This window comes from Rhodobacter viridis, from assembly GCF_003217355.1.
GTDB classification, from domain to species: domain Bacteria; phylum Pseudomonadota; class Alphaproteobacteria; order Rhodobacterales; family Rhodobacteraceae; genus Rhodobacter; species Rhodobacter viridis.
The window spans coordinates 358,651-382,943 of sequence record NZ_QJTK01000001.1 but is presented as its reverse complement, the minus strand read 5'-3'; the positions used below and the strand labels follow the sequence as shown (position 1 = coordinate 382,943).

Genomic DNA, 24,293 nt, shown 5'->3' with positions numbered 1-24,293 from the left:
AAATTCCAAGAAACAGCCGATTGCATCGCCTTGCATCTTGTTGCAATATTTTTGGCTAGCAGGATGGAGAGACATAAATCGGCGAAAAAGTTCTACTCCCGATTTTCACTCCGCCCGCATAGGTTGAATGATTGGAGAACGGGATGCCCAAGAGGGTGCGAGAGTGGGGGCCGCTCGACGTAAAGCGCGTCAGCCACTCAGGAACGCGGGACCGATCCGAATGGCATGCAGTGGGCGGCGTAGCAGGCCTATTGTTGCAGGTCAGCCCGAGCGACGGGAAATCTTGGTTGTTGCGCACGCTGATCGGCGGCAAACGGCGGGCCGTTGGGTTGGGCGCATATCCCGAGGTTTCGTTGGCCGAAGCGCGAGACCGGGCGCGGCAGGCGAAAGCCAAGGTCCGCGACGGCATCGACCCAATCGAGGAACGCAAGGCCACCCGCGCCGCTCTGGCGGCGGCGCAGCGGCGCACATTGACCATGGCCGATGCGCTCGAAATGTGGATCGAGGCCAAGGGAGCGCAAATCGGAAACGAAAAGGCCATCAAATACTTGCGCAGCACTTTTCAGACGTATGCCGCAGCCGAAATCGGCAGGATCGCCGTCTCGGAAATAGAGACGCGCGACATTCTCCGGGTGCTGCAACCGATCTGGCTCGACAAGACAGAGACCGCGCGAAAGCTGCGGATGCGCTTTGAGGCAATCCTGAACTGGGCTGCCGTCGCGGGCCATCGCCCGCACGACGCCCCGAACCCGGCCCGTTGGAATGGCAACTTGGCCGAACTGCTGCCCCGCCCCGACGCGGTGGCCAAGGGCGCCAATCAACCTGCCATCGCGCAGGCCGATCTTGCGGCATGGTGGGCCGCCCTCGGGAGGCGCGGCGGCATGGGGGCTGCGGCCCTGCGCTTCGCGTGCCTATGCGCCAGCCGCTCGGGTGAAGTGCGGGGCGCGCGATGGGATGAAATAGACCTTGGGGCCGGGCTATGGATCGTTCCGCCCGAGCGCATGAAGATGAAGCGCGAACATCGTGTGGCGTTGTCGCCCGATGCGCTAGCCCTGCTCCGAGACCTGCCCCGGGCCGATAGTGAACTTGTTTTCTGGGCGCCGCGCGGCGGCCCCTTGTCCGACATGACGCTTTCGAAAGTGATGCGGGACATGCAAGCAGACGCCGAGCGCACCGCGCAAAAGGCTGGGCTGCCGGTGGATAAGGCGGGCTGGCGCGATCCACGCACTGGGCGCCCGGCGGTCCCGCACGGGCTGCGGAGTAGCTTCCGCGATTGGGCGGCAGATCACGGCATCGACCACACTCTCGCCGAACTGGCGCTTGCCCACGATGTCGGCGATCAGACCGAGCGGGCCTATCGGCGAACCGACCTTCTCGAACGGCGGCGGCAGGTAATGGTGCAATGGGCCGACTTTCTCCATGGGCGGGCGGCGCAAACAGTCGTGCCATTCCCTGCCCCTCTGTCGGTGCGCACATGACCGGCCTGCCCCCCCAAGATCCCGCCCTGATCGCAGCGCTGATCGAGGCCGGAAAACGCGCAGAGCGCGAGCGGGCCGAGGCCGTTGCTCCCTTCTGGCTGCGCGTCGTTGCCGCAGATGACCGGCTCGCGCGGTTGCGCGATGACCCCGAGGCGCGCGGCCAGATTGAGGCCCTGCTTCTACGATTGCGCGATGAAGCAGAGGTGAACCCGTTTGTTCGGGAATGGTCCCGCCCCGAGGTGGAGGCGCTGGCCGAGCGGGTGTTGGCGCTGCGCGAGGAACTGGCGACGCTAGTAGATGACGCCCGCGCGCTGCGAAGGGCCGCCGCGGGCGGGCCGCTGGACGGCCCCGCAGGGGCGATGGCGTTTTCGCTGATCGACCTGTTCGACCGCGAAGAACTGGCCGCCGCCGAAACTGCCGCCGAGGCACTTCTGGCCGCGCCAGGCAAGGCAGGCGGCCGGGGTGGTTACACCGCCAACACGCGCCCCCGGCCCGTCGCCGTTTTCGGCGCTGCGCTCGTTCCGCTGTTTCGCCGCGCAGGCATCCCACTCGGCGGAAATGCAAACAGAGACAAGGCGTTCGCGGCCTTTCTTGACACGGCTCATGACTTCGCAATCGGCGGCCCGATCCCCGGTCGGAACGCACTTTTTGCCGATCTGCGCCGCCTGTGATTTTCGTAACTTCCCGGTGCCTTGGGGGAGTTGTCGAAAGGTTTTGCGAACCTTCGAAATGTGGTGAAATTGGTTTGCACCACATCAAACGAGGTGCAACATGACGTTCCTTTCTGACCGGCAAACCGCTGAACGCTACGGCGTTTCACGCGTGACCGTCTGGCGCTGGCGCAAGGCGGACGCGACCTTCCCGGCGCCTGTCACCCTTTCCCCCGGCTGCGTCCGCTGGCGGCTTTCAGATCTTGAGGCCTGGGAAACGGCCAAGGCCGCCGCATCGAACGCCGCTTGATCCCCTATAGCAGCACCCCACAATCTCCAACCTTGCGCGGCAGTCGGATCGGGCTATTATATCTTCAAGCCGAAAGCCCACCCGGCCCGTGATTGATTGATTGGAGACATAGGGCGTCACCAGTCGCCCGGCACTTTGCCGGGTATCACGGAAGGGGGCATCATGCCTTCACTAAAACGAAAAGGCCCCGAAGGCGCCCGCCAGCGCCCCGAGGCCATTCAAACGAAGATCAAGCGCGAGGATACGGCGAAACCCGTTCCCGCACAAGCCGCAAGCCCCTTGGCATGGCTGCAAACCGTGGCCGCAGTCCACGGTGCCAGCCGCTTGACGCAGAGCGGCCTTCGGCCCGTGGATCTGTATCTCGCCGTTTGGCTGGCGGGTCGCCTTGACCACGACACGATGACCGCAAAGGCGGGTTCGGGGGAATGGGCGGCGGCCTGCGGGGTCCATCCGCAAGGCGCCCGGGGCGCGATCAAGCGCCTCCGGGAAGCAGGTCTGCTTTGCGTGGTCGGGCACGCAAAACACGAAGGGCGGGGACGACCCGCGAACATCTACCTCGCGACCATGCCCGCCCGGGAAGTCCAGGAAGGCGGTGTCAAATGAACGCCGCGCCTCGCCCGATGACGGGCAGCGGCGGGGAGGCCCGCCTTGCCCTCCTTATCAACGCCTTGGCGCCGCTTGAACGCGTGCGCCCGGTCACCGCGGGTCGGTATTTGGTCAAGAACTGGCTCGACCGTGGCGCCTTTTCGTGCCTTTTCGGCCCCTCGAACGTGGGCAAATCGTTCTTCGCCCTAGATCTGGCGGTGCATGTCTCGGCCGGTGCGGAATGGTTCGGCCACCGTGTGGCCGCCGCCGGGCCTGCGGTCTACGTCTGTGCCGAAGGCGCGGCGGTGTTCGGCAACCGAGTTGCCGCGCTCCGAACCGCGAAGCCAGAGGTGGTGGCGAAGGCGACGAAGGCCGGAATGGCGATCCTTCCCCTACCTGTTGACATGTGCGGGGGAACAGATGCCGATCTGATCGTTCGCATGATCGAAGACGCGCTGGACGTGCGGCCGTCGCTCGTCGTGATTGACACTCTGGCCCGGTCCCTCGGGTCGGGGAACGAGAACGAGGGCAAGGACATCGCGGCGCTTGTCGCATCCTGCGGCAAAATTCAGGCCGCGACCGGCGCCCACGTCATGCTTGTGCATCACACTGGCAAAGATACCTCGCGAGGGTTGAGGGGGCATTCAAGCCTGCACGCCGCCCTTGACAGCGAAATCGAACTGACCGCCAGCGGCGGTGAGGTGAAGGCGACGACCACAAAACAGCGAGATCTTGCCTTTGGGGCGCCGATCCACTTCAGCTTGCGCGCCGTTGAGATTGGGAGAGACGAAGATGGCGATCCTGTCACTTCTGCCGTCTGCGAACAGATCACCCCGGCGCCGAAGGCCAAGGGCGCGCTGGCAGCGAACGACGCGAAACGGGCCGAGGCCGAGGGCCGCGCAATCGCGGCCCTATCCCTGCTGCCGTCCGGCCCTTTCTCTGCTTCAGATGCTGGGAAAATTTTGGCCGATGCTGGCGCCATAAATTGCAAGGACGCGCGGTCGGGGCGCGAGCGTGCGCGCCAGATGCTCCTCCTGCTCGCCGAACTCGGCCGCGTCTCGAAGGAGGCAGGCGGCCTGTTTCAGATCATCGAAGGGGGCGGAAATGCGGATGTGTGAACGGGCGAAACTGGCAAGTCACGCTTTGTCGGAAAAGGGGGGGTCACTTGCCACCGTCACTTGCCACCTCGGCAACCGACGCAAGGGACGGCAAGGGACGTGTTTTTGCGTCACTTGCCACCGTCCCTTGCCACCCCGCAATCCAGGGCAAGTCACGCAGCACCCCCATTTAATGGGGGTGCGTGCCTTGCCAGTTGCCAAGCCCGAAATGGAGGTTTGTCATGACCGCTGAATTGCGCGTGCTGGCCCGCAAATCCATCGGTCGGAAACCCGGCCCGATGCGGGACAAACCCGCATCGGTTTCCCCGCACCCCGCATTGCCGCAACTCGACCACGATCTCGTTGAAACGATCATGGCGGGGATGAAGAAACCGGATCGGGCGAAATTCTGGCGCGATCACGTCGAGATCGTCGGCACGGCCTTCATGGAACGCGGCCTTTCTGACGAAACCGTGCAGGCAATCCTCGCCGAACACTTCGAGCAGGTGCGGGCGCGCAATCGCGCCCGCGCATCGGATGCGCGGAAGGGAAAATATCCGATCTGCTTCGACGCGCCCCCGGAGATCGGGACAGAGCTACGGATCGGGAAGCGGCTGGCGCGGTTGGAGCGGGTGGAACCGATCACCCGGAAATCGGACGGTGCCGCGTCGTTTCTTCTGTTCTGGCGGATCGGCGACCGGCTGGCGACCTCCGGCCTCAAAGGTGCCGGGGTGTGTTGGGTGCAAGGAGGCGACGATGCATGACGATGATGCGGGGGCCGGTCAAACCGGCCCCGCCCGGCGCGGTCTCGAAATCGACCACGAAGACGTGCCTCCGACGATGACCGAGGCGTGGATCCAGCGCCCGGCTTTGCCCGCGTGGCAGACCTCGGCAGACTGGCACCTTGACGACCCGGAGGCCTTGCTTGCCGCCGGTCCGGTCGCCGTCGGATCGGCGCTGGCTCGGCTGGTCGAGTGGGGGGGCCTGAGCGCTGATCGCGAGGTGCGCGAGGTCGCCGCCTTGATCAGCGAATGGCTCACGGAGGATCTGGGGCAGCACGATTTCCTCGATTTCCACCTCGGCTTGCGGCCTCGGGATGGCCGCAGGCCGCTGGCCTTCGAGGCAAAAATCGCCGAGCGGAACGCCCTGGTGCTTTCGTTGTCGCGCGAGGCGCCCTATCGCGAAATGACTGCCAGCGCCGCCGCCAAGGCGCTGCGGGCGGCTTGCGCGCGATACGAAAGCACGCGCTGGCCCGAGGACAGAAAGGATCGGAAGACGCGCCCCGGCGGGGAGGCCGAGACGTGGTGGCTAGTTATGAAACTCGGCCTTCATCACCCGATGCCCGGCGCGGATACCCTGGCCGAGCGCATCCGGCAGGACCGTAAAGGGCAAGAGCCGCAGGCCAGCTTTTCCTTCTGATCATCGTCTCTCGCATGACCCGAAGCGCCCGCCGATCCGGCGGGCGTCTTAACTGAGGGGGTGGGTGCTCGGTCGGCGGAGAGGGTGGCAATCTGGGGGCAACGACAAACCGAAAGGCCCCCCCGATGACAGATTTTCGTGAAAGATATGCCGACCTCGGCGCTTTCGTCCACGGCAAGGCACCCCGCCGGACAGTGCCTCTTCCGCCCCCGCCCGTGCCGAAACCGGCCCAGCCCACCACGGCGATGACCGTCGAGGGCATCACCTTGGCACCTGCCAGCCGCCTTTCCGCCCTGGCCTCGACCCGCGACCGGCACCGGGCGCGCGCCCGGATGGCGACCGACCGGGGGCACCAACTTCGGGAGATGATTTCGGAGCGCGAGACGCGCATCCGTCTTCTCGCGCAGCGTGCCGCGCCCGGCTTCGAAGCCGAAGCAGAAGCGCAAGCCGCGGTGATCGAGGCCGAGGTCGCGCAACTGCGGGCCGCCATGCAGACGGCGAGCGATGAAGCCGCCGAGGCCAGCGAAGCCGCGGGCGCCGCGCAGTCGGTCCTTCGGGCTGCGCTCAAATTCGCCCTCGACCATGGCGCGACCATTCCGCTGCTGCTTGCCGGGGAGGTGTCGAAATGAGGATGCCCACGATGAAAAAAGCGGCGAACACCCCGGCCAGCGTCAACGACTTGCTGTCGTCCATCGATACGTTCCGCGACCAGATTGGCGCCCTGCGCGCTGATCGTACCCAGATCGAAGCCGCCCCCCGCCCTCTGGCCGACGTGCTGGACGACCTCGACGATCATCTTGACCACCTTGCGACCGAGGCCATCGACGGCCTGTCACTTCACCACCTTCGGGACCGGCGCGGGACTTTCGGTCTTAAGCTTTCGCAAAGCGGGCACGCGGAAATCGCGGTCGCGAACCTTCTCGGCCTTGTCGTCGCAACGAACCGCGCCGCCGTTCGCGACCTGATCGCCAATCAACTTTCGGACTTGGAGCAGAGCAGACCCGGCCTTTCCGACGAAGACCGGCTGGCCCGTCTCGCTGAACTGGATGGCGAGATCCTGCGCACCGAGATGGCCGAGGAAGCCGCACTGCGCGCGCTGGAACGCTTGGGCGTCCAGATCGGCCGCCGTGCCGACCTGTCGCCGGTTGTCGCGCTGGCCGCCGATCAAGCCCTTCCGGTTCAATAGGTTGCGGGGTGCGGGAGTATGGGGCTTTCGGTTTCCTTTCCCCTTACCTCTCGCACTCTGAAGTCGTCTCGCCGCCTTCGGCAAGCGGCGACGGCGCGGCCCCCTGCGCCCCTGCGCGGGGGGCATCACCCCCACCATGCCGCGCAGGCGGGCCGTGGGCGCGCAACTCGCGCGAAGGCAACCCACCTAGCGGGAAGGGCAAGAAGGCTGCCCACGGGCGGCTGCGGGGCGCTGCGGGGGCACCCCCCCAAAGGGACCGTTTGGAGCCCCCCGTCCAGAGCGGCGCTTCGGTGGCCCGGGTCTTCTGCGATTTCCAACATCTGAAATTTGCATTTTGGTTGGATTTCAACCCCCTAAAACGAGGACAAAATGAGCGAAAAATCCCAACAAAACAAAGCCATTGGGGAATGTCTCGACCCCCGCGCGCTTCGTGCGGCGCTGCAAGATCGGCAATCTCAACCACGCCCCGGCCTAGCGGATCTGCTGAGCCGCGCCGCCGCGCAGATCCGGCCCGCCGAACCCTATAGCGAGACAACGAAATGACCATGACCGACTTCAAAGCCGAAGCCACCCGCCGCGCCAACACGCGGACCGACCTCAGCCCGACCGAACGGCGGGTGCTCGCTGGCGAGATTGAAACAACCTTGCGGGCAGCAGCAGATGCCGCCGAAAAGGCCAAGGCCGCGGCGGCGGTGGAAGCCGAGACTGCCGCCGAGCGTGCCCGGATTGCCACCGTGATCAGGGCGGGTTCCAGCAACGGGCGTCCGCGTCAGGCTGCGCGCTTGGCGCTCTCTACGCCTATCAGTGCGGAAGGCGCGGCGGCCGTGCTGATGACCCTGCCGACCGATGCCGCCGCCTCGCCCGAGGCGCTCGTGGTCCCCACCGCCATCGGCACATTCGGCACCCAGGCGGCGGTGACCGAACGGCGGCGCATCGCTTCGATCCTTGGCCACGCCGAGGCCGAGGGCCGGTTCCCTGTCGCTGCGGCTCTGGCGGTCGAAACCGCGCTCGACCTCGGGCAGGCACTTGCCGCGCTGACGTCCGCACCCAAGTCCGAAGCGCGGAAATATCCAACCCTCGCTGAACGCAGCGCGGCCGCCGGATCGTTCGGCCCCTTGGCTGGCGGGGCTGATCACATGACCCGCTCGCAGCGCGTGGACGCGATCTGGTCGAAGGCAGTGAACGACGCCAACGCATCCATCGGCGCGGTCCCGGCGGCCCCCGAGGCTCGCCCTGTGCCGTTGAACCCCTCGATGACCGAGGACGAGGCCACGGCCCTGCGCGGCGCCGGTGGGCTGGCCGGTGGGGCGCTGGCGGATCTGGCAAAGGGCTGACAATGACGACCCCGGCCCCCGATTTGCCCCCGGACGCCCTGCCGATGGCCGCCGCTGCGAAGCTGCTCGGGCTTGGCGAAGAACGCCTGCGCCAGTTGGTCAAGGCTGGATATGTCACCCGGGTCGGGCGCGGCACAACGACCGCGACGGCGGCGGTTTCGGGATATGTGCGCTTCCTTCGCGACGAGGCCAGAAAGAGCCCCGCCAGCACCGCGGCCAGCAGATCGCACAACGCGAAAGCATCTTTGATCGAGGCCAGCACCGCCCGGCGCCGGGCCGAGCTTGTTGACTTGACCGAGGCTGAACATGTCGTCACCCGCATCGCCTCCACCGCCATCGCCCGGCTGCGAAAGACCCCTATCGACCGCGCCCTCTCCGCATCGACCCGGAAGACGATGACAAGCGAGATCTCCGGTGCGATCAAGGCCATTGAGCGGGCGCGTGACCGAGCGCTGGCCGCGCTCAACACGGGCGACTTCTCGGAAATTAGCGGGGGTCGGGATGAATGACGAAGCCCCCCCTCCTCGCATCGTCGCCCGGCTCTGGGCGCAGTCGCTTCCCTATGAAACGGCGGCGCGCGAATTGCGCCTCGCTCCGTCGATCATCCGCGAAGCCTCTGATGCTGATGGCAGGATCACCTACGGCGATGCCGTTGCCGCCGCCGTCAATTTCTACACGGCGAAGATCGACCCCAAGGCGCTCGAAGCGGCCCTGCGCCCGGCCCGCCGCGGGCCGCCGCCGGGTCTTCGCGGCACGCCCCTTCGTCTGCGCCGTCTTCGCACTCAAGCCGTCAAAGCCGCCGCCCCGATGGTGGAATTGATAGACCGGCGCCTGAGCCGCCTTGCCGCCGTCGCTGCGGCCCAAGCCGCGGATGGCCCAGCGGATGCTCGCCGGATTGCCCGGCAGGCCGGTGCATTCGAGGCTCTGGCCGCTGCGCTTGCCAAGCGCAACACCCGGGCCGTCAAAGGCCTCGGTCCGAAAGAGGTGAAAGCATGACGACTGCCCGCCCGACTGCAACGATCACCATTTCCGGCTTGCGCCGTTTGACCGGCGCCGAGCCGGGTGAGATCGAGGCGCTGATCGGCGCCGGGCAGATCGACCGGCCGGACGGCGACCGGGTGCCGATGATTTCGGCGGTTCAATCCTATTTGGCCCATCTGCGCGAGACGAGCCGGAACGCATCGGCCAGCGCGGCGATGGCACGCGCCCGCGATGCCAGGGCAGAGGCAAGCGAACTTGCCCTTGCCATCGCCCGGCGTGACCTGATCCAAGACAGCGAGGCCGAAACCGCGACCGATTTCCTCTGCGGCGTGATCGCGGACCAGATCGGCGGCCTTCCCGCCCGCTGCACCCGCGACATGCGCGACAGGCGGGCCATCGAAGATGCGCTGCGCAAGGTTCAGGAGGCCATCGCGGCGGATCTTGCCGCCGCCGATTGACCTGCGCGGAACCGATGGCACAGGGGCGGCATCGTGCCGCCCCGTTTCGTTTCCGGCCTTGGAATTTTTCCACGCCGTTATGGCGATCTTATTTTTTGTGTGTATATTATTCCCATGAAGCTGGAATGGGACGAGACAAAGCGTGAAACCACGATGCGCGAGCGGGGCCTCGATTTCGCGTCTGTGGCGGCGGCGCAATGGGATGATGCCCTGACGGTTGAGGATAAGCGCGGGGACTATGGCGAGGCGCGCTTCGTGAGCCTTGTTCCCATCGGCGGGCGGCTGTGCGTCGTGGCGTGGTGCAGGCGGGGCGAGGCCTTGCGGGTCATCAGTTTGCGCAAGGCGAACGCGCGGGAAAGGAAGGCATATGATGATGGAACATGATCGACTGATCGGGGACGATGGCGAGGTGACGGAACTCGGCGCCGGTTTCTTTGCACGGGCGAAGCGGGGGCGGCCTGCGATGCTGCCCGAGGAACGCAAGGTGCGGGTGAACGTCATGATCGACGCCGATCTTGCGGACCGCCTGAATGCCGTGAGCAACAAGTCAGCCTTCGTGAATGCGGCGATCCGGGACGCCATCGCCAAGGCGGCGGCGGATCAGGCATGACCGGCAAGGCGACCGGCCCCGGGGCGGATGACGAGGCGCGGGTTCAGCGCCTGATCGCCTCAGATCCCGACGCGCCCGACGCACCCGGGGCGACGGATGCGCAGCTTGCACAGGCCCGGCCCTTCGGAGAGGTGTTCCCGGCGCTGGCCGAGGCGATGCGCAAGAACAAGGCGTTGCGCGAGGTGTCCGGCCTGAAAGCCTGAAAGATGGGCGGATCGACGGAGAGGCCGATTTCCGGTCCGCTGACGCACCTCTTGCGCTGACGGCTGTCAGGTAGCGGAAGCCCCAAGATGCGCACCACGCGCCAGCGTGCGTGCGCTGGCAGCCTTTTCGTGCCAGCGGGCGGGTGCTATCTTGTCGGAACACACGACATAGGAGGCAACCGCCGATGAACGCGACCGCGCGCAACCCCGCCATCGCTGCAATGCTGGCCGAGTATTCCGAACGGTTCTGCGCGCGGCAGAATGCGGCGCTGGCGGCGCGCTATGCCCCTGTCGAGACATGGACGCCCAAGGCGGTGGGCGAGGCGATGACCGCGGCCCTGCGATGGGCGCAATGGTCGGCAGGCAGGACCGGGCCGGGCGGCATCAAGACGGTGGCGCTGCCCTTCATCGCCAGCCTTGACGAGCATCTGGCCGAGGGCTGGGGCCTGCCCGAGGTGGCCGGTGACGAAGACCCCGATCCCCGGCGCCTGCGCGTCATGCCCTCGCCCGAACAGGTCGCCCGACACGAAGCCGCGCTCGATTGGCCCCGCATTTATCTCAAGGACCACGAAGGCAGCGCCCGCATCCTGGCCCTGTGGCTGCGCTGCAAGGTGACGAAGAAGCCCTTCGATGCGGCGATCAAGGCCCGGGGCACGATCAGCCGGGGCGCCGCACTCCAGATGCGCGACAAGGCCCTGTCGATCATTTCCCAAGGGCTGGACCGGGACGGGGCTCCGCAGCACCGCCCTTGACCTTGTGGGCCTCTCGCCCGGCTGTCCATAGTCCTGCCTGTGCGATGCCGCCCGGCACCCCGAAACGCCACCACCACGGCAGGCATCGCATGGGGCGGCTTCATGGCCGCCCCTTCCGTTTCCGGCGTGACCGAGTGCGACGAGAACCTCTGCGCGCCGAACCTGTCGGCATCCGAGCGGGCGGTCTTTACCGCCCGCCGCAAGGCCGCGTATGAGGCGCTGCACCCGGAGACGCAGGCGGCGGCATTCAAGGGGAACCAGCATGTTGCTCGCGGCCAACTTGGCCACGAGCAGAAGACCTTCTCCGAGGATCAGGCCGAAAAGACCGGACAAGCCGAGCGGTCTGTCCGCCGAGACGCCGAGCGCGGGACGAAGGTCTGTGAGGCGGCGCTAGACCGCGACGGGGTGTTGCAAGGTTGGTCAAATTGGAGAGGAAGCACTGGATATGCTCCAAACTCCTAAAATCACTCTCCAATTACCTTAAGGTTTGCGCGGCCGGAAATCCGCTGGATGGAAGTCTCGGACTGACGAGCATCCCAGCTTACAAAGATCAGCGACTCGACCTCATCGGCGGGCAACGCAAGGCTATCTGACAGAGCCCGCACATTTCGACGCTCTGTCCACAGTGATTGAAGCACCTGTGTCCAAATCGCGCTTGTCTCTCGCGCCATGGGGCGCGGCTCATTCTTGAGATAGCCCTTCCGAGACATTTCGATGTACAGCCACTTTGCACGATCGGCGTTAAGCAGGCCAAGATCCTGATAGCGGTGAACCAGCGCTGACAGAGCAACACCCCATCGCGACTTGGATGCGATCAGGTTTGGAAGCGTCGGGAATACGCGGCGCGCAATTACATCTCCTTGAGGCAAGAGAAAAGCCGCAGCAAAACGGTTCGCTTCATCCTCGACCTGCTTACCTTGCTGATCGTCCCGATGAAGGCAGAGATGACCCAATTCATGTGCTGCATCGAAACGACTTCGTTCCGCACTTTTCACGCCGTTTAGGAAGACAAAGGGACGCGCGCCTAGCCAAGTTGCGAATGCGTCAAGTCTGAGCGTCTCCTCTGATAGCGAGAAAACGCGCACGCCCTTTGCCTCCAGCAACCGAACTAGGTTGCCAATAGGCCGTTCTCCTAGGCCCCACATTTCACGGAGCATCTGTGCAGCCTGCTCAGGCTCCGTTCCAGTTAAGTCGGGAACTGAAGGCTCGGGAACGTCAAACTCACGCTCAAGCCAATCGGACAAGCGCGCCCCCAAGGCGGCGGATGCCTTTCCGGCTCCGGCCTCCATCTTGGTCATGCTGCCGAGAGCCCTGAATGTTGCCGCCGCTGGCATCGCCAAGTCGCCAGAATAGAAGAACCCAACCGGATAATCCAACGCTCTGGCGATTGCCTCGACGCTTTCGGGCGAAGGCTCGACCTCGCCAGCAAAAATACGTCGCAATTCGCGTGTAGACACCCCGGATCGCTTGGAGAGTTCCGCAGAAGTCAGTTTCCTACGTAGGCGCGCGATTTCAAGAGAGCTTGGGAAAAACGCCCTTGTCATCCCTTCCTTCGGATCGAGACTTCCGCCTCAACCGCCTCTCCATCATTCGGAGTGCCGCTCTTCACTGCGGCGCCCGTCCCCGTCAGCCCGCTAAGATCAAGGGGCAAGCGGAACTCACAACTCTTGATCCCTTGATCAGAGCATTCGGCGCCCACGATCAGCTCAGCGCGCGCAACAAGTGCTTCCTCGCCCGTATCAAGCGTTTCCATCATGATGAAGACACAAAGATGAAGGGTGAGATTGCCGCCCTCACCCTCATCTGCATCAACCGGGCCGAAATCTTCGAAAAGTTCGCAAAAATCGCCTTGCAAATCGTCTCGGAGACTCTTGGTCGCGACTCGCGATCGGGGAGAAGCAAAGCGGGGCAGATCCTTATTCATGCCTGTGCGTTCGCAGGTATTGTGAACTGCGAGAAAACGGCCAGACTCCAAATGCAAGACGCCTTCAAGCTTACTTTTCGTCTTGTGCCGCCCCCAGCCACCGTGAGCCTCCAATGCCTCACGAGCGGTTGCGATACCTTCCGCATTTCGGGCACTCAGAGGGTGCCACGTCGGGTGCGCCGGTCGCTCGGTTCTTGCTTGAGCTATCATCGCTTCCACAGCCAAGAGCAGCGGCTCCTCACTGCTCAACCCAACAGAGCGAAGGATGTCGCCACGTTCATCATCGTTGGGGAGAACGATTGTATTCGCTTTCATCGGTAGCTCCTGCGACTCCGCCTTGAATACAATAATTGCCCAAAAAGCGGCCACGCGCAAGGCCGCAATCCACCTCCGCTGCGTCCTGCGCAGGATGCCCGAGGGCGGGGCGCTTGTCGCGCCCCGATCCGCGACGGCCGGGCCGAAAAGGATCGGGCACCCCTGCCCCGTCAAATGCGCCGTACTGATCTGGAGCCGCCGCAACATTCAGTAACGCGGCGTTGCATTTCGTGGCTGCGAGTTTGGCTAGAGCAATGGCTAGCAAGAAAAACGGCTTCCCGATTTTTCTTTTATTTTTAGAGACTTACAATGGGAATTGGCGCACCCGACAGGATTCGAACCTGTGACCCCTGCCTTCGGAGGGCAGTACTCTATCCAGCTGAGCTACGGGTGCAGCGTGCGCGGTTCATAACTGAAAGCCGCTGACGCTGCAACCGGGTTTGACCGGTTTTTCTCAGGCCAGCAGCTCGTGACACAGCTCAAGCGCCGAAACCAGCGCGTCGACCTCTTCGGTGGTGTTGTAAAGCGCGAACGAGGCCCGCGCAGTGGCCGTCAAGCCAAGGTGGGTCATCAGCGGCATCGCGCAATGCGTGCCCGCCCGCACCGCAACGCCGCGCTTGTCGAGAATCGTCGAAATGTCATGCGCATGCGCCGGACCGTCGAGGGTCATCGAGAAGATCGCCCCCTTTTGCGGCGCGTTGCCCTGAATATGCAACCAGTTCAGCCCCTTGAACTTCGCCTCGGCATAGGCGCGCAGCTGCGCCTCATGCGCGGCGACGTTCTCCATGCCGAGACTCATCAGATAGTCGAGCGCGACGCCCAGACCGATCTGCTGCACGATCCCGGGCGTGCCTGCCTCGAATTTCATCGGCGGCGCGTTGTAAGTGACGGCATCGCGCGTGACCGTCGCGATCATGTCGCCCCCGCCGAGGAAGGGCCGCATTTCTTCCATCCGCGCGCGCTTGATGTAGATCGCACCCGAACCGCTCGGCCCGTAAAGCTTGTGCCCGGTGATGGCGTAGAAATCGCAGTCGATGTCGGCGACATTGACCGGCGCGTGAACCGAACCCTGCGAGCCATCGACCAGCACCGGCACGCCCTTCGCATGGGCGCCCGCGCAGATCGCCTTCACATCGACCGCCGTGCCCAGCACGTTCGACATCTGGGTGATCGCCACCAGCTTCGTGCGCGGCCCGATCGCCTCGAGCACCTTCTCGGCGGGCAGGCTGCCATCAGGGTCGATCTCGACCCATTTCAGCACCACCCCCTGCCGCTCGCGCAGGAAGTGCCACGGCACGATATTCGCGTGATGCTCCATGATCGAGAGCACGATCTCGTCGCCCGGCTGCAGCCGCGGCGCGGCCCAGGCATAGGAGACCAGATTGATCCCCTCGGTCGAGCCGGTGGTGAAGACGATTTCCTCTTCCGAGGGCGCGCCAAGGAAGCGGGCAACGATGCCGCGAACCGCCTCGTAGCGCTCGGTCGAGATATTTGAAAGGGTGTGCAAGCCCCTGTGGACGTTGGCATAATCCTGCATATACATCTGCGTCATCGCCTCGATCACACAGGCAGGCTTCTGCGCGGAGGCGCCATTGTCGAGATAGACGAGCGGCTTGCCGTTCACCTGCCGGGACAGGATCGGAAAATCGGCGCGGATCCGTGCAACGTCGTACATTCTATCCCTTTCAGCTTTCCGTCAGAAGGACCGGGCTCAGCCCCGTGGCCAGAAGCCCAGAGCCGATCAGCATCGCCGATCCGAAGAACACCACCACCACCCCGATCCCGGTCAGCATCAGATTTTCGAATCCGTGCAGCGCCGCGGTGAACAGCGTGATCAGCCAGAGCATCACCCCGAATAGCACCAGCGTCATCAGCACGCCGATGATCGGGAACATCAGCATCACCGCAACCTGCATGAGTTGCGCGCCGACCATGATCGCCTGAATCCAGATCATCAGCGCGAAAGCTCCGCCAAAGCGGCCCTGCCCGCCGAACTGTCGGCCAAAGAACGCCATCGCAAAGGCGGAGTAAAGCAGCAGCGCCCCCTGCACCGCCGCCATCAGGAAAGGCGAGGCGGCCGGGCCAAGATCTACGCCAGTGACAAGCGAAAACAGGATCTCGCCCAAAAGTCCCAGCGCCGCGCCCAAAGCGATCACGGCGCCAAAGGCCAGCCAGCGCGCCTTGGAAGTGTCAAGCGCCCGCGTGACCTGCAGCATCGCGGCCACCGGGTCGGAAAAGCTCAGACGCACCAGCGCAAGATAAAGCGCCAGACTCATGCCCGGCCCTCGAACTGGGTGACGCGCAGACCGGCGCCCCAGATCAGCAGGAAGGCCGCAAAGACCACGACCGAAAGCGAATCCGCCTGAATGCCGAAGCCGACGATCCCGAGCGTAAGCCCATGCAGCAGCATCAGTGGCGACACCGTGAACAACGCCCAGAACAGCGCCAGCCGCGCGCCATAGCCGTCGCCGCGACCGCCGACGATCCGGGTGATCCACGACACGATCAGCGCGATCGCATAGAAGAACGGCACCGTCGCCGCCAGCGCCAGCGCAGTGCCCAGAAGAAGCCCCGGCATCGGAATGTCGGGAACCTCGTAATGCTGCCGGGCGAGCCGCGGCCATTGCGCGACGAAGATCACCAGAAGTGCGGCGAAGAGAAAGCTGAACAGCCGCGATTCCGATCTCATCCGGCGAAGATGCTCCCGGATCACCACGCGGGGGCGTCGGTAGCTGCGCAGGATATCTTCGACCGCGGCCATTCTTGTCTCCTCAGTCCCTGTGCCGCGCGAGCCAGGTTTCCAGCCGGGCGACGATGTCTTCCTTCAGCCCCGCATCCTCGATCTCGTCGATCGCATCGGCGAGGAAAGACAGCACAAGGAGCCCCTTGGCCTCTTCCTCCGGCACCCCGCGCGAACGCAGATAAAAGAGCGCCGTCTCGTCGATCGCGCCGGTCGTGGACCCATGCGAGCATTTCACGTCATCGGCATAAATCTCGAGCTCGGGCTTGGCAAGGAACTGGCTGTCGTCGTCGAGCAGAAGCGACTGGCTGATCTGGTAGCCATCGGTTTTCTGCGCCCCGGGTTTCACCAGGATCTTGCCCTGAAAGGTGCCGATCGCGCCGTGCTTGAGCACCTTCTTGAACACCTGACGGCTTTCGCAGCGCAGGCCCTGATGGGTGACAAAGACAGTGTCATCGTGCAGGAACGGCCCGGTCGCGCCGTCGCCAAGCGCCGCACCGGCGACATGGGCCACGGCATCATTGCCAATAATCTCGATCACCGCCTCGTTGCGGGTCAGCGCGCCATTCACCGTGAGGGTGAAACTCTTGAACAACGCCTTTTCGGCGACCCGAGCGAAGATGTGGGTGACGGCCCGGCATTCGCTGTCAGGGCCCTGCGCACGGATGTGGTGGAAGCTTGCGCCCGAACCGACATCGACCTCCATCACCTTGTTGAACCGCGCCCCGGCCGGGCCGGTTTCCAGAAGGGTCAGCTCCGCCCCCGGTTCAAGGTGCACAAGATGATGCAAGATCGGATCGGAAGTCTCTGATTTGTGGACGTAAATCAGGTTGATCGGCTTTTCTGCCTTGGCCGTCACCCGGATCAGCACGCCATCCGTCGCCTGCGCCGTGTTGAGCGCAGCGAACGGTCGCTTCACCGGATTTTGGCCCGCAGCCTCCAGCGTGCCGTAAAGGGCTTCGGCCCAGGCCGGAATCTTATCGGCAAGCCGGGCGATTTCCACCCCGGCCAGCGTCAGGTCATCCGAGGCCGCAGCATCGAAGACGCCATCGACGAAGACGATCTTCAGACGGTCGAGCGCATCGAAGAGCGGAGCCTCGTCGTCTTCGGCCGCTTTCGCCGCCGCCGGTGTGGCCCCATTCAGCGCCGCCGGATCGGTCCAGCGCCAGTATTCGTCGCGCCGTCCGGGCAGACCCATCACCTCGAGACGCGCCCGCGCCTCGGCCCGCGGCCCGGCAAGACCCGGACCTGCGGTCAGACCCGCAAGCCGCGCCGCAACTGCTTCCTCTTTCGCCGCCATCACTTCGCCTCCGTCAGCCCATGCGCCGCGAGGATGTCGGCATAGCCGTTCTTCTCGACTTCCAGCGCCAGATCGGGACCGCCGGTTTGCAGGATGCGGCCATCGGCCATGATATGCACGACATCGGGCTGAATGTGGTCGAGCAGCCGCTGATAGTGTGTGATCACAAGAAAGCTGCGCCCTTCCGAGCGCAGCGCGTTCACCCCCTCGGACACCAGCCGCATCGCATCGACGTCCAGACCCGAGTCGGTCTCGTCCAGGATGCACATCTTCGGTTCCAGCATCGCCATCTGCAGGATCTCGTTGCGCTTCTTTTCGCCCCCCGAGAAGCCGACGTTGACCGGACGCTTCAGCATCTCGGCGTCGATCTTCAGCGACTTCGCCTTGTCGCGCACCAGCTTCAGGAACTCGCCCGCCGACAGCTCTTCCTCGCCACGGGCCTTGCGCTGCGCGTTCAGCGCGGTGCGCAGGAAGGTCATGTTGCCGACGCCCGGGATCTCGACCGGATATTGGAAGGCGAGGAACAGACCCGCCGCCGCCCGCGCTTCGGGGTCCATCTCGAGCAGCTCCTGCCCCTGCAACTTAGCCGAGCCGTCGGTGACCGTATAGCCGGGGCGGCCCGCAAGCACATAGCTCATCGTCGATTTGCCGGAGCCGTTCGGCCCCATGATCGCATGCACCTTGCCCGTTTCGACCGTCAGGTTCATCCCCTTCAGAATGACCTTTTCCCCCTCTTCAAGTTTGACGTGCAGGTTTTTGATTTCAAGCATTTTTTCGTCCTTGCGATCAGCGGCGCCGGTCAGTTGGGGCGCAGATAGGTGGTGAGGATCAGGCCAAGTTTCTCGGCCGGAATGGCGGTGGGGGTCAGATGGAATTCGGCCATGCGCCCGATCGTGCGCACCGGCGGGCAGAAGCTTTCCATCAGGTGATAGCCGGGACGCAGCGTATAATCGTCCCAAAGCAGCCGGACGGGCTTGGTGATCCGAAACAGCGTGGTCAGGAAACAGGCGGCGCGGAACCGTCCGTCGATCAGCACCAGATCGGGCTGCACGAAATCGGGCCGATCCCAGACCCCGATCGGATAGGAGGGCCATTGCCGAAAGGCGGCAGTGTCCTTCGGCGCGCCCCATTCCTTGGTCGGACCGATATCGCCGTGATGCAGCACCAGCTGCGCTTTCGGCGGATGGGCATCGAACCAGCCGCGCATCATCGCCAGCCAGTCGGCATCGCTCTCGACCGAGAAGATCCGCTTGCCGGGCATCTCTGCCCCCATCGCTGTCGAGCCGCCCGAGCCGTATTCGAGGATCACCTCGGCACTCGCATAGGCCTCGGTCAGCGCGGCGGCCTCGGCCTCCGGCAGAGTCAGTTTCGGCCGCTCGATCTTGGGGCTCATGCGCGCCCCCCGACCCGGTTCAGGCGTGCAGGGGCACCACCAGGCTGCGATAGATCAACGAATTGGGCACGGCGCTGGCGTGCTTCGTTTCCACCCAATTCGGTGTGAACACCATCGAGGCCAACTCCGGCGTCCAGAAGGCGAGATTGTGCAACGAGACGATCGCAGCGAAAACGCCCGCGGTCTGCGCCGCGCCGAGCGTCCTGGAGCTCAGCCGAAACACCTGTGCCAGACCGAGCGAGATTGCCAGTGCAAGAAGCCCGCCCAGCAGTTCGTTCGATTCGAAGCCCGCCAAAATCGGGTCCTTTGCCGTCGGGTCGGTCAGCTGCATCCGCGCCGCCGTCGAGAGGGCATAGGCCAGCATCCCCAGCCCGAAGGCCAGAACGAAGCTTATCAGATGCGCCAGGTTGCGCAGCAGGCCGACCGCGATGGTCTCGCGCGGCTTCAAGCTCTCGAGCGAGCGCACGAAGACTTCCTGATCGCCCACATGCAGCCGGATGCGCCCGGTCGCGGCCGCCTTGTTCTGCGCAATCCGGTCCAGCCGCGCGTTGAAGTTCGCATTGACCTGCATCGTTTATCTTGCCCCGAGAGACGCCATCCGGCGCCCAGATCGCCAAAGGATCTGGCCGGAATTGCGACGTCGTTAGGGAAGATTGATGAAATCTTAACACGCTCACCCCACCGAGCCTTCGAGGCTGATCGCAACGAGGCTTTGCGCCTCCATCGCGAATTCCATCGGCAGCGCCTGCAGCACCTCGCGGCAGAAGCCGTTGACGACGAGCGCCACCGCCTCTTCCTCGCCGACGCCGCGGGCGCGACAATAGAACAGCTGATCGTCATCGACCTTCGAGGTGGTGGCCTCGTGCTCGACCCGGCTCGAGTTGTTCTTGACCTCGATATAGGGCACGGTATGCGCGCCGCATTTGTCGCCAATCAGCAGGCTGTCGCATTGGGTGTAATTGCGGCTGTTCTTCGCCCGCGGATGCATGGAAACCAGCCCGCGATAGGTGTTCTGCGCCTGCCCCGCCGAAATCCCCTTCGAGACGATGCGCGAGCGGGTGTTCTTGCCCAGATGCACCATCTTCGTGCCGGTATCGGCCTGCTGGAAGTTGTTGGCGATGGCGATCGAATAGAACTCGCCCTGGCTCTCGTCGCCGCGCAGGATGCAGGACGGGTATTTCCAGGTGATCGCCGAGCCGGTCTCGACCTGGGTCCACATCACCTTCGCCCGCGCGCCGCGGCAATCCGCCCGTTTGGTGACGAAGTTGTAGATGCCGCCCTTGCCGTCCTCGTCGCCGGGGAACCAGTTCTGCACCGTCGAGTATTTCACCTCGGCATCTTCCATGATCACGATCTCGACCACGGCGGCATGCAACTGCGCGGTGTCGCGTTTCGGCGCGGTGCAGCCCTCAAGGTAGCTCACATAGGCGCCCTTGTCGCAGATGATCAGCGTGCGCTCGAATTGCCCGGTGTTTTCCGCGTTGATGCGGAAATAGGTCGAGAGTTCCATCGGGCAGCGCGTCCCCGGCGGCACATAGACGAACGACCCGTCCGAGAAGACCGCGCAGTTCAGCGTCGCAAAGAAGTTGTCGGTCTGCGGCACGACCGTGCCGAGGTATTGCTTCACCAGCTCGGGATGTTCCTTGATCGCTTCCGAGATCGAACAGAAGATCACCCCGGCCTCGGCCAGTTTTTCCTTGAACGTCGTGCCGACCGAAACCGAGTCGAAGACCGCATCCACCGCCACCTGACGGTTCGACAGATCGATGTTTTCCGCCCCCTCGACGCCCGCAAGGATCATCTGCTCCTTCAGCGGAATGCCAAGTTTTTCATAAGTGGCGAGCAGTTTCGGATCGACCTCCTCGAGCGACTTCGGCTTCGTCGCCATGCTCTTCGGCCGGGCGTAGTAATACAGGTCCTGATAATCGATCTCGGGCAGCTTCAGAAGCGCCCAGTCCGGCATCTCCATCTCGACCCAGCGCCGATAGGCCTCAAGCCGCCATTCGAGCATCCATTCGGGCTCGTTGTTCTTCGCCGAAATCAGCCGGACAATCTCTTCCGAGATCCCTTTCGGCGCATATTCCATCTCGATCTCGGTCTCCCACCCGTATTTGTAGGAGCCCATGTTCTGCACCGTCTCGACCGTCTCGCGGTCCACGCCTTCGCGGATGTCTTGTTCCTGCGTCATCGTCTTTCCCCTTCCGCGTCAGTGTCTTGCGCGGTGCTTTTCATATGCGGCCCGCCAAGTCCCGGCAAAGCGCAAGATCTCGTCCCGTCCAATCCCCGGACCGAGCGACACCCGGATCGCCGAACCCGCCTGCTCGTCGGACCAGCCCATCGCGCGCAGCACCTTGCTCGCGCGGACCTTGCCCGAGGAACAGGCCGATCCCGCCGACACCGCATGGCCGGCAAGGTCCATGCGCATCACCTGGGTCTCGCCTTTCCAACCCGGGGCGATCACCGAAAGCGTGTTGGGCAAGACCTGCGGTCGCCCCACCGTTTCGCCCTCCGGCGTCTCCCATCCCGGAAAATAGACTTCTTTCGTCGGGAATTCCAGTGCCTCTTTTAGAATATCTCTAACTTCGGCAACTTCCGCCCACACGCCCCGTGCCAAGTCGGCCGCCGCCGCCTCGGCCGCGGCGCCAAAACCGGCAATGCCGATTAGGTTTTCCGTGCCCGCGCGGCGCCCCATCTCCTGCCCGCCGCCTTTCAGCAACGATGCAAGCTCCGTGCCACGCCGCAGCACCAGTGCGCCGATGCCCTTCGGCCCGCCCAGTTTATGGGCGGAAATGAAACCGCAGGTCACCCCCAACCAGTTGAAAGCCATGGGCAGCTTGCCGAAAGCCTGAGTCAGGTCGGCCGCCCAGAGCCCTTCGGGCAGATCCTGAATCACGCCGGTCTCGGAATTGGCGAACTGCAGCGTTGCGCGGCCCGGATCGGCCACGGCGACCCGGCCGAATCCATCAACCGGCAGCGCATCGGCACACCAGGCGGCCACCGCATCATGTTCGATGGCCGCACAGGCGCAGCCTCGGCCGGAAAGCGCCAGCGCCGCCGCCTCCGTCGCGCCCGAGGTGAAGACGATATCCGCCCCCTCGGCCCCGAGCGCCGCAGCCACCTGCGCGCGGGCCTTTTCCATCAAGGCTTTCGCAGCCCGCCCCTCGGCATGAACCGAGGACGGGTTACCCACGACCTCCATCGCCGCGCCCATCGCCGCCTTGGCCTCAGGCCGCAGCGGCGTCGTCGCGTTCCAGTCGAGATAAAGCCGTGTCATCCAATCCCCGTGGTTGCGCCCGTCTTCGGGGGAGGAGGCGTATTTTCGCCAAGAAAAAGCCGATACCGCATTTCCTTGGGCCAAATACGCCCTTCACCCCGGCCCGCCTCCGGGCCGACGGTCAGTCATCCACCACTGAAAACAGGCTTGGCACCGCAGGGCAAGGCTTCAGGCCATTCTTCACCACGTCTTCCAGCGTCGTCTGATGCAGAAACACGAAGACCTGCGCCGACAGGCTTTCCCAAAGCCGGTTCGACAGCGACTGCGCCCGCGAGCCGGAAATCCCGCCCGAGGCCCCCGCGCCCACATGCAGCGCCGAGACCGTCTCGTCGACCGCCTCGAAAACTTCCGAAATCCGGATCTCGGCCGGGGTCTTGGCCAGCTTGTAGCCACCGCCCGGGCCGCGCACCGAGGCGACAAGCCCCGCGCGCCGCAGCCGCACGAACAGCTGCTCGAGATAGGGCAGCGAAATATCCTGACGCCGCGAGATTTCGGCCAGCGAGGTCATCTGCCCCGGACCGACGGTCGCCAGATCGACCAGCGCCACCATCGCATAGCGCCCCTTCGTCGACAGTTTCATGCTTCCCCCCAAGGCCAAAGCCCCGGGACGCATCGGAAACCCCGCCGAAACTGCGGCGAAGCATTGACGACGCGCCCTTGGCCGCTTAACTCGATTGCATCCGAAATCCCGGCGCAGAGCCGGAACGTTTTCGTCCTAGGGTCTGCAAGCAAAAGCGTCAAGATTGCGCACGGCCGCAGCCCCTCCGAGAACGCTGCAGACAGGCGAGAGAGCATGCCCGAAGTCATTTTCCCCGGCCCCGAGGGCCGTCTTGAAGGCCGCTACCATCCGCAACCCGCCCCTGATGCGCCGATCGCGATCATCCTGCACCCCGATCCGCAATACGGCGGCACGATGAACAACCGTGTTGTCTATAATCTGCATTATGCGTTCCACAAACTCGGCTTTACCGTGCTGCGCTTCAACTTCCGCGGGGTCGGGCGCTCGCAGGGCGAATACGATCAGGGGATCGGCGAACTCTCCGATGCCGCCTCGGCGCTGGATTATTTGCAGGCGATGAACCCGAATTCGAAGCATTGCTGGGTCGCGGGCTTCTCGTTCGGCGCCTGGATCGGCATGCAGCTTCTGATGCGCCGCCCGGAAATCACCGGTTTCGTTTCGGTCGCGCCGCCCGCCAATATCTACGACTTCTCCTTCCTTGCGCCCTGCCCGTCCTCGGGTCTGATCATCAACGGCACCGCCGACCGCGTCGCCCCGCCGAAGGACACGCATTCGCTCGTCGGCAAGCTGCGCGAGCAGAAGGGCATTGTGATCACACACGAGGAAGTCGAAGGCGCCGATCACTTCTTCAAGGACGACGAAGCCCATATGAAGCCGATGATCGACACCGTGCAGGCCTATGTGCGCCGCCGCCTGACCGAGGGCTCGCGCTGAGATGGCTCTGACCGAGGATCTGGCGGAAGCGCTGGCCCGCGACGTGATCGCGGCGCAGCGCGAGCTGGGCGAAAAGGCCGAGCGGCTGTTCATGGAGGTCGGCAACTACATCGGCACCTCCTCGCCCTCGATGCAGGAAGCCTTCATGACCGCCTGCCGCGCCTATATGGCGGCGGATCGCGGTCGTGACTTCTTCGAGACGCGGCTGAAGGCGCTCCGGGGCGAATGAGTTCCCGGCGCGATCAGCTTTTCGCCTTCCTGCTGGAGGCGGAAAAGCTGAAATCGGTGACCCGCGCTACGCCGATTCACGACGGATCGCGGCGCGAGAACTCGGCCGAGCACAGCTGGACGCTGGCGCTTTATGCGCTGGTGCTGGCCGAGGAAGCCGCCCCCGGCGTCGATCCGCTGCGCGCGGTGAAGATGCTCTTGATCCACGATCTGGTCGAGATTGACGTGGGCGACGTGCCGATCCATTCGCAAGGCGGCACCGCGCATGACTCCGCCGCGATCCAGAATGCCGAAGCGCAAGCCGCCAAGCGCATTTTTGGACTTCTTCCCAAAGATTTGTGCGACGAACTTCTGACGCTTTGGGAAGAATTCGAAGCCGCCGAAACCCCCGCTGCGATCTATGCGAAATCGCTCGACCGGGTGCAGCCGGTGCTGCTGAACCAGCTCTCGGGCGGCGGCTCTTGGCTTGACTATGATGTCACCTGGGACCAGCTGCAGACCCGCGTCGGCACCAAGGTCGCCCGTGGCCTGCCCGGCGTCTGGGACTGGGTTCAGGCAAAGATCCGCCCCTGGTTTGCGGCGCGCGGGCTCTGATCCGGAAAT

General features: G+C 64.4%; 34 protein-coding genes and 1 tRNA gene. 22 read left to right on the top strand and 13 right to left on the bottom strand.

Annotated features, from left to right (window positions below; genetic code table 11):
• The first annotated feature begins 143 nt into the window (after positions 1-143).
• From C8J30_RS01855 to C8J30_RS01775, 19 genes are all read left to right on the top strand, one after another.
• Positions 144-1,478 carry a tyrosine-type recombinase/integrase gene (locus tag C8J30_RS01855; protein ID WP_110804282.1) on the top strand — a complete coding sequence of 445 codons (1,335 nt, stop codon included), beginning with the start codon at positions 144-146 and terminating at the stop codon, positions 1,476-1,478.
• Positions 1,475-2,149, top strand: a complete 675-nt coding sequence (locus C8J30_RS01850; protein ID WP_110804014.1) for a hypothetical protein — start codon at positions 1,475-1,477, stop codon at positions 2,147-2,149. The genes C8J30_RS01855 and C8J30_RS01850 overlap by 4 nt, the downstream gene beginning before the upstream one ends.
• Positions 2,150-2,249: 100 nt before the next feature.
• Positions 2,250-2,438: a helix-turn-helix transcriptional regulator gene (locus C8J30_RS01845; protein WP_110804013.1), complete on the top strand. Its 189-nt coding sequence runs from the start codon at positions 2,250-2,252 to the stop codon at positions 2,436-2,438.
• Positions 2,439-2,600: 162 nt separating this feature from the next.
• A complete protein-coding gene (locus C8J30_RS18500) occupies positions 2,601-3,041 on the top strand; it encodes a helix-turn-helix domain-containing protein (protein ID WP_181420737.1) in 441 nt (146 codons plus the stop codon).
• Positions 3,038-4,141, top strand: coding sequence for an AAA family ATPase (locus tag C8J30_RS01840; protein ID WP_181420736.1), 1,104 nt, complete (start codon positions 3,038-3,040; stop codon positions 4,139-4,141). The genes C8J30_RS18500 and C8J30_RS01840 overlap by 4 nt, the downstream gene beginning before the upstream one ends.
• A 221-nt stretch (positions 4,142-4,362) precedes the next feature.
• Positions 4,363-4,884: a hypothetical protein gene (locus C8J30_RS01835; RefSeq protein WP_110804011.1), complete on the top strand. Its 522-nt coding sequence runs from the start codon at positions 4,363-4,365 to the stop codon at positions 4,882-4,884.
• Positions 4,877-5,539 (top strand): hypothetical protein, encoded by a 663-nt coding sequence (locus tag C8J30_RS01830; protein WP_110804010.1) that lies wholly within the window; start codon positions 4,877-4,879, stop codon positions 5,537-5,539. The genes C8J30_RS01835 and C8J30_RS01830 overlap by 8 nt, the downstream gene beginning before the upstream one ends.
• 245 nt (positions 5,540-5,784) lie before the next feature.
• Positions 5,785-6,168, top strand: a complete 384-nt coding sequence (locus C8J30_RS01825) for a hypothetical protein (protein WP_146227847.1) — start codon at positions 5,785-5,787, stop codon at positions 6,166-6,168.
• Positions 6,169-6,170: 2 nt separating this feature from the next.
• Positions 6,171-6,725, top strand: coding sequence for a hypothetical protein (locus tag C8J30_RS01820; protein WP_110804008.1), 555 nt, complete (start codon positions 6,171-6,173; stop codon positions 6,723-6,725).
• A 369-nt stretch (positions 6,726-7,094) separates the two neighbouring features.
• Positions 7,095-7,268 (top strand): hypothetical protein, encoded by a 174-nt coding sequence (locus C8J30_RS18495; RefSeq protein WP_181420735.1) that lies wholly within the window; start codon positions 7,095-7,097, stop codon positions 7,266-7,268.
• A 2-nt stretch (positions 7,269-7,270) separates the two neighbouring features.
• Positions 7,271-8,059 carry a hypothetical protein gene (locus C8J30_RS01815; protein ID WP_220033685.1) on the top strand — a complete coding sequence of 263 codons (789 nt, stop codon included), beginning with the start codon at positions 7,271-7,273 and terminating at the stop codon, positions 8,057-8,059.
• A 2-nt stretch (positions 8,060-8,061) separates the two neighbouring features.
• Complete coding sequence (locus tag C8J30_RS01810) at positions 8,062-8,568, top strand: hypothetical protein (protein ID WP_110804006.1); 507 nt, start codon at positions 8,062-8,064, stop codon at positions 8,566-8,568.
• Entirely contained in the window at positions 8,561-9,055 is a 495-nt protein-coding gene (locus C8J30_RS01805; RefSeq protein ID WP_110804005.1) for a hypothetical protein, read from the top strand. The genes C8J30_RS01810 and C8J30_RS01805 overlap by 8 nt, the downstream gene beginning before the upstream one ends.
• Positions 9,052-9,498 (top strand): hypothetical protein, encoded by a 447-nt coding sequence (locus C8J30_RS01800; RefSeq protein ID WP_146227845.1) that lies wholly within the window; start codon positions 9,052-9,054, stop codon positions 9,496-9,498. Before C8J30_RS01805 ends, C8J30_RS01800 begins: the two co-directional genes overlap by 4 nt.
• A 114-nt stretch (positions 9,499-9,612) precedes the next feature.
• Positions 9,613-9,882: a BrnT family toxin gene (locus tag C8J30_RS01795; RefSeq protein ID WP_110804003.1), complete on the top strand. Its 270-nt coding sequence runs from the start codon at positions 9,613-9,615 to the stop codon at positions 9,880-9,882.
• Positions 9,869-10,108 (top strand): hypothetical protein, encoded by a 240-nt coding sequence (locus C8J30_RS01790; protein WP_110804281.1) that lies wholly within the window; start codon positions 9,869-9,871, stop codon positions 10,106-10,108. The genes C8J30_RS01795 and C8J30_RS01790 overlap by 14 nt, the downstream gene beginning before the upstream one ends.
• Complete coding sequence (locus tag C8J30_RS01785) at positions 10,105-10,311, top strand: hypothetical protein (RefSeq protein WP_110804002.1); 207 nt, start codon at positions 10,105-10,107, stop codon at positions 10,309-10,311. Before C8J30_RS01790 ends, C8J30_RS01785 begins: the two co-directional genes overlap by 4 nt.
• A gap of 185 nt (positions 10,312-10,496) precedes the next feature.
• Positions 10,497-11,063, top strand: a complete 567-nt coding sequence (locus C8J30_RS01780) for a hypothetical protein (protein WP_110804001.1) — start codon at positions 10,497-10,499, stop codon at positions 11,061-11,063.
• 102 nt (positions 11,064-11,165) lie between these two features.
• Entirely contained in the window at positions 11,166-11,525 is a 360-nt protein-coding gene (locus C8J30_RS01775) for a hypothetical protein (RefSeq protein ID WP_110804000.1), read from the top strand.
• A gap of 2 nt (positions 11,526-11,527) precedes the next feature.
• On the opposite strand, the gene C8J30_RS01770 is transcribed toward C8J30_RS01775, so the two are convergent.
• From C8J30_RS01770 to C8J30_RS01710, 13 genes are all read right to left on the bottom strand, one after another.
• Positions 11,528-12,607: an XRE family transcriptional regulator gene (locus C8J30_RS01770; protein WP_110803999.1), complete on the bottom strand. Its 1,080-nt coding sequence runs from the start codon at positions 12,605-12,607 to the stop codon at positions 11,528-11,530.
• A complete protein-coding gene (locus tag C8J30_RS01765; RefSeq protein ID WP_146227844.1) occupies positions 12,604-13,302 on the bottom strand; it encodes a hypothetical protein in 699 nt (232 codons plus the stop codon). The genes C8J30_RS01770 and C8J30_RS01765 overlap by 4 nt, the downstream gene beginning before the upstream one ends.
• Before the next feature lie 317 nt (positions 13,303-13,619).
• Positions 13,620-13,696, bottom strand: a tRNA-Arg gene (locus C8J30_RS01760).
• Positions 13,697-13,756: 60 nt separating this feature from the next.
• Entirely contained in the window at positions 13,757-14,977 is a 1,221-nt protein-coding gene (locus tag C8J30_RS01755) for a cysteine desulfurase (protein ID WP_110803997.1), read from the bottom strand.
• Between the two features lie 10 nt (positions 14,978-14,987).
• Positions 14,988-15,578 carry a YIP1 family protein gene (locus C8J30_RS01750; RefSeq protein ID WP_110803996.1) on the bottom strand — a complete coding sequence of 197 codons (591 nt, stop codon included), beginning with the start codon at positions 15,576-15,578 and terminating at the stop codon, positions 14,988-14,990.
• On the bottom strand, positions 15,575-16,063 hold the full coding sequence (locus tag C8J30_RS01745; protein ID WP_110803995.1) for a YIP1 family protein: 489 nt from the start codon (positions 16,061-16,063) through the stop codon (positions 15,575-15,577). The genes C8J30_RS01750 and C8J30_RS01745 overlap by 4 nt, the downstream gene beginning before the upstream one ends.
• A 10-nt stretch (positions 16,064-16,073) precedes the next feature.
• Complete coding sequence (locus C8J30_RS01740) at positions 16,074-17,342, bottom strand: SufB/SufD family protein (protein ID WP_110803994.1); 1,269 nt, start codon at positions 17,340-17,342, stop codon at positions 16,074-16,076.
• Positions 17,342-18,112 carry a Fe-S cluster assembly ATPase SufC gene (sufC, locus tag C8J30_RS01735; RefSeq protein ID WP_110803993.1) on the bottom strand — a complete coding sequence of 257 codons (771 nt, stop codon included), beginning with the start codon at positions 18,110-18,112 and terminating at the stop codon, positions 17,342-17,344. Before sufC ends, C8J30_RS01740 begins: the two co-directional genes overlap by 1 nt.
• A 29-nt stretch (positions 18,113-18,141) precedes the next feature.
• On the bottom strand, positions 18,142-18,735 hold the full coding sequence (locus C8J30_RS01730) for a hypothetical protein (protein ID WP_110803992.1): 594 nt from the start codon (positions 18,733-18,735) through the stop codon (positions 18,142-18,144).
• A gap of 19 nt (positions 18,736-18,754) precedes the next feature.
• The gene (locus C8J30_RS01725; RefSeq protein ID WP_110803991.1) at positions 18,755-19,306 is read right to left on the bottom strand and encodes a hypothetical protein; all 552 of its coding nucleotides are present in this window, start codon (positions 19,304-19,306) and stop codon (positions 18,755-18,757) included.
• 102 nt (positions 19,307-19,408) lie between these two features.
• Complete coding sequence (gene sufB, locus C8J30_RS01720) at positions 19,409-20,923, bottom strand: Fe-S cluster assembly protein SufB (RefSeq protein WP_110803990.1); 1,515 nt, start codon at positions 20,921-20,923, stop codon at positions 19,409-19,411.
• A gap of 18 nt (positions 20,924-20,941) precedes the next feature.
• A complete protein-coding gene (locus C8J30_RS01715) occupies positions 20,942-22,009 on the bottom strand; it encodes a cysteine desulfurase family protein (protein ID WP_110803989.1) in 1,068 nt (355 codons plus the stop codon).
• Positions 22,010-22,130: 121 nt separating this feature from the next.
• Positions 22,131-22,589, bottom strand: coding sequence for a Fe-S cluster assembly transcriptional regulator IscR (locus tag C8J30_RS01710; RefSeq protein WP_110803988.1), 459 nt, complete (start codon positions 22,587-22,589; stop codon positions 22,131-22,133).
• Between the two features lie 213 nt (positions 22,590-22,802).
• Here C8J30_RS01710 and C8J30_RS01705 point away from each other — a divergent pair, with 213 nt between their 5' ends.
• From C8J30_RS01705 to C8J30_RS01695, 3 genes are read left to right on the top strand one after another with little or no spacing between them, the layout of a single operon-like run.
• Positions 22,803-23,462, top strand: a complete 660-nt coding sequence (locus C8J30_RS01705) for an alpha/beta hydrolase (RefSeq protein WP_110803987.1) — start codon at positions 22,803-22,805, stop codon at positions 23,460-23,462.
• Position 23,463: 1 nt separating this feature from the next.
• On the top strand, positions 23,464-23,691 hold the full coding sequence (locus C8J30_RS01700) for a hypothetical protein (RefSeq protein WP_110803986.1): 228 nt from the start codon (positions 23,464-23,466) through the stop codon (positions 23,689-23,691).
• Entirely contained in the window at positions 23,688-24,284 is a 597-nt protein-coding gene (locus C8J30_RS01695) for an HD domain-containing protein (RefSeq protein ID WP_110803985.1), read from the top strand. The genes C8J30_RS01700 and C8J30_RS01695 overlap by 4 nt, the downstream gene beginning before the upstream one ends.
• Positions 24,285-24,293: the final 9 nt, after the last annotated feature.

Coding starts and splice junctions, on each gene's coding strand:
- C8J30_RS01825 (WP_146227847.1), top strand. CDS start 5,785: ATGACCGTCGAGGGCATCACCTTGGCACCTGCCAGCCGCCTTTCCGCC.
- C8J30_RS01840 (WP_181420736.1), top strand. CDS start 3,038: ATGAACGCCGCGCCTCGCCCGATGACGGGCAGCGGCGGGGAGGCCCGC.
- C8J30_RS01725 (WP_110803991.1), bottom strand. CDS start 19,306: ATGCAGGTCAATGCGAACTTCAACGCGCGGCTGGACCGGATTGCGCAG.
- C8J30_RS01855 (WP_110804282.1), top strand. CDS start 144: ATGCCCAAGAGGGTGCGAGAGTGGGGGCCGCTCGACGTAAAGCGCGTC.
- C8J30_RS01710 (WP_110803988.1), bottom strand. CDS start 22,589: ATGAAACTGTCGACGAAGGGGCGCTATGCGATGGTGGCGCTGGTCGAT.
- C8J30_RS01705 (WP_110803987.1), top strand. CDS start 22,803: ATGCCCGAAGTCATTTTCCCCGGCCCCGAGGGCCGTCTTGAAGGCCGC.
- C8J30_RS18500 (WP_181420737.1), top strand. CDS start 2,601: ATGCCTTCACTAAAACGAAAAGGCCCCGAAGGCGCCCGCCAGCGCCCC.
- C8J30_RS18495 (WP_181420735.1), top strand. CDS start 7,095: ATGAGCGAAAAATCCCAACAAAACAAAGCCATTGGGGAATGTCTCGAC.
- sufC (WP_110803993.1), bottom strand. CDS start 18,112: ATGCTTGAAATCAAAAACCTGCACGTCAAACTTGAAGAGGGGGAAAAG.
- C8J30_RS01695 (WP_110803985.1), top strand. CDS start 23,688: ATGAGTTCCCGGCGCGATCAGCTTTTCGCCTTCCTGCTGGAGGCGGAA.
- C8J30_RS01800 (WP_146227845.1), top strand. CDS start 9,052: ATGACGACTGCCCGCCCGACTGCAACGATCACCATTTCCGGCTTGCGC.
- C8J30_RS01700 (WP_110803986.1), top strand. CDS start 23,464: ATGGCTCTGACCGAGGATCTGGCGGAAGCGCTGGCCCGCGACGTGATC.
- C8J30_RS01730 (WP_110803992.1), bottom strand. CDS start 18,735: ATGAGCCCCAAGATCGAGCGGCCGAAACTGACTCTGCCGGAGGCCGAG.
- C8J30_RS01835 (WP_110804011.1), top strand. CDS start 4,363: ATGACCGCTGAATTGCGCGTGCTGGCCCGCAAATCCATCGGTCGGAAA.
- C8J30_RS01815 (WP_220033685.1), top strand. CDS start 7,271: ATGACCGACTTCAAAGCCGAAGCCACCCGCCGCGCCAACACGCGGACC.
- C8J30_RS01780 (WP_110804001.1), top strand. CDS start 10,497: ATGAACGCGACCGCGCGCAACCCCGCCATCGCTGCAATGCTGGCCGAG.
- C8J30_RS01765 (WP_146227844.1), bottom strand. CDS start 13,302: ATGAAAGCGAATACAATCGTTCTCCCCAACGATGATGAACGTGGCGAC.
- C8J30_RS01715 (WP_110803989.1), bottom strand. CDS start 22,009: ATGACACGGCTTTATCTCGACTGGAACGCGACGACGCCGCTGCGGCCT.
- C8J30_RS01745 (WP_110803995.1), bottom strand. CDS start 16,063: ATGGCCGCGGTCGAAGATATCCTGCGCAGCTACCGACGCCCCCGCGTG.
- C8J30_RS01830 (WP_110804010.1), top strand. CDS start 4,877: ATGCATGACGATGATGCGGGGGCCGGTCAAACCGGCCCCGCCCGGCGC.
- C8J30_RS01850 (WP_110804014.1), top strand. CDS start 1,475: ATGACCGGCCTGCCCCCCCAAGATCCCGCCCTGATCGCAGCGCTGATC.
- C8J30_RS01845 (WP_110804013.1), top strand. CDS start 2,250: ATGACGTTCCTTTCTGACCGGCAAACCGCTGAACGCTACGGCGTTTCA.
- C8J30_RS01770 (WP_110803999.1), bottom strand. CDS start 12,607: ATGACAAGGGCGTTTTTCCCAAGCTCTCTTGAAATCGCGCGCCTACGT.
- C8J30_RS01755 (WP_110803997.1), bottom strand. CDS start 14,977: ATGTACGACGTTGCACGGATCCGCGCCGATTTTCCGATCCTGTCCCGG.
- C8J30_RS01820 (WP_110804008.1), top strand. CDS start 6,171: ATGCCCACGATGAAAAAAGCGGCGAACACCCCGGCCAGCGTCAACGAC.
- C8J30_RS01790 (WP_110804281.1), top strand. CDS start 9,869: ATGATGGAACATGATCGACTGATCGGGGACGATGGCGAGGTGACGGAA.
- C8J30_RS01795 (WP_110804003.1), top strand. CDS start 9,613: ATGAAGCTGGAATGGGACGAGACAAAGCGTGAAACCACGATGCGCGAG.
- C8J30_RS01750 (WP_110803996.1), bottom strand. CDS start 15,578: ATGAGTCTGGCGCTTTATCTTGCGCTGGTGCGTCTGAGCTTTTCCGAC.
- C8J30_RS01740 (WP_110803994.1), bottom strand. CDS start 17,342: ATGGCGGCGAAAGAGGAAGCAGTTGCGGCGCGGCTTGCGGGTCTGACC.
- sufB (WP_110803990.1), bottom strand. CDS start 20,923: ATGACGCAGGAACAAGACATCCGCGAAGGCGTGGACCGCGAGACGGTC.
- C8J30_RS01805 (WP_110804005.1), top strand. CDS start 8,561: ATGAATGACGAAGCCCCCCCTCCTCGCATCGTCGCCCGGCTCTGGGCG.
- C8J30_RS01775 (WP_110804000.1), top strand. CDS start 11,166: ATGGCCGCCCCTTCCGTTTCCGGCGTGACCGAGTGCGACGAGAACCTC.
- C8J30_RS01810 (WP_110804006.1), top strand. CDS start 8,062: ATGACGACCCCGGCCCCCGATTTGCCCCCGGACGCCCTGCCGATGGCC.
- C8J30_RS01785 (WP_110804002.1), top strand. CDS start 10,105: ATGACCGGCAAGGCGACCGGCCCCGGGGCGGATGACGAGGCGCGGGTT.